Source organism: Pseudomonas sp. SDO5522_S412 (assembly GCF_054071215.1).
In genome coordinates, this window is record NZ_JBSVWQ010000429.1 from 1 (window position 1) to 1,670 (window position 1,670).

A 1,670-nucleotide genomic window follows, 5' to 3' on the forward strand; every position below is an offset into this window, starting at 1 on the left:
TCGACCGCGTTCCTACTGAAAAAACGCGGTCAAGTGTGGGAGCGGGCTTGCTCGCGAATGCAGGCGACTCGGCCTAGAGCCTTACGCTGGCGAAAGTCGACTCATTCCTGGCCTGGCTCAACGCCGACAACGGCCCGGACAACGGTGACAACACCAGCGCCTGCGGAATCGGCATCATCGCCACCTGCTGCGTGGTGTTGGAACCCACACGCTCATCCCGCGGCGGAATGCCGAAGTATTCGCGGTAGCACTTGGAGAAGTGCGGCGTGGAGACAAACCCGCACACCGACGCCACTTCGATGATCGACATCGGCGTTTGCTTGAGCAACTGCCGCGCACGGATCAGGCGCAACTTGAGGTAGTAGCGCGACGGCGAACAGTGCAGGTATTTCTGGAACAACCGCTCCAGTTGACGCCGGGAAACCGCGACGTACACCGCCAGCTCATCGAGGTCGATCGGCTCTTCCAGGTTGGCCTCCATCAGCGCGACGATTTCCTGCAACTTCGGCTGGTTGGTGCCAAGCATGTGCTTGAGCGGCACACGCTGGTGATCCTGTTCGTTGCGGATGCGCTCGTACACAAACATCTCGGAGATCGCCGCCGACAACTCACGGCCGTGGTCACGGCTGATCAGGTGCAGCATCATGTCCAGCGGCGCGGTGCCGCCGGAGCTGGTGAAGCGGTTGCGGTCGAGGGTGAACAGGCGGGTGCTCATGGCCACGCGGGGAAAGGCTTCCTGCATCGACGCCAGGCATTCCCAGTGCACGCTGCAATCAAAACCGTCCAGCAGGCCGGCGCAGGCCAGGGCCCAGCTGCCGGTGCACACCGCGCCAAGGCGACGGGATTGGCGCGCCTGGCTTTGCAGCCACGACACATGTTCACGGGTCACGGTGCGCTGGATACCCACGCCGCCACAGACGATCACGGTGTCCAGGGCCGGAGCTTTGTGCATGGAAGCATCGGGGGTGATTTGCAGACCGTCGCTGGCCCACACCTGGTTTCCGTCCACACTCAACGTCGTCCAGCGATACAGCTCGCGGCCGGAGAGTTGGTTGGCCATGCGCAGGGGTTCGACTGCGGAGGCCAGGGAAATCAGCGTGAAATTGTCCAGCAGCAAAAAGCCGATGGATTGAGGCGCACGGTTCTGGGGTTGAGCCCCGGAGTTGAACGACGTCATCGCGGTATCTCCTCACACAAAGCGGGTGATGGCCTCAGGCGAGGCTCTTGTTATTGCGCTCATCGCTTTTAAGGAAACTCCTATGGCGAGAGGCTTTGTATTGATAGAGCAAATGCCATGCCTAAAGTTGAATGCGTATTCAATAACTCCTGAAAACGACCTCATGACGTGTCTATATAAGCCCGCGCATGGAGTGGGGGATATGACCCAGAAAAGACGTGAGAGAACGCAGGCTCAAGGTGTGTGAGCAGATCGGTAGCACTTGTGGGAAGGGAGAGAAACGACGTGGGAAAGGTCTGTCACCACAAGCACGGGTGACCGATGGTCATGAGGGGAAATCGTTCGGGAGCTACTTATCTAATTGCGACGCGCTAAAAGGTGGCGCTTGCGGGTGTCGGTGTTCACTTTATGAGCAGTGTTGCCCGGTCTACCGCATTCGCGAGCAAGCCCGCTCCCACACTTGACCGCGTTTTTTCAGTAGGAACTCGGTCGA

1 protein-coding gene is annotated in these 1,670 nt (G+C 59.6%); it reads right to left on the reverse strand.

Annotated elements, in window-relative coordinates:
* Positions 1-73: 73 nt before the first annotated feature.
* A complete protein-coding gene (gene gbdR / locus ACW9I6_RS32280; RefSeq protein WP_003216915.1) occupies positions 74-1,177 on the reverse strand; it encodes a choline metabolism transcriptional regulator GbdR in 1,104 nt (367 codons plus the stop codon).
* Between the last annotated feature and the right edge of the window lie 493 nt (positions 1,178-1,670).

Bases quoted from the DNA above. Each gene is read 5' to 3' on its own strand.
- gbdR (WP_003216915.1), bottom strand. From the start codon at position 1,177: ATGACGTCGTTCAACTCCGGGGCTCAACCCCAGAACCGTGCGCCTCAA.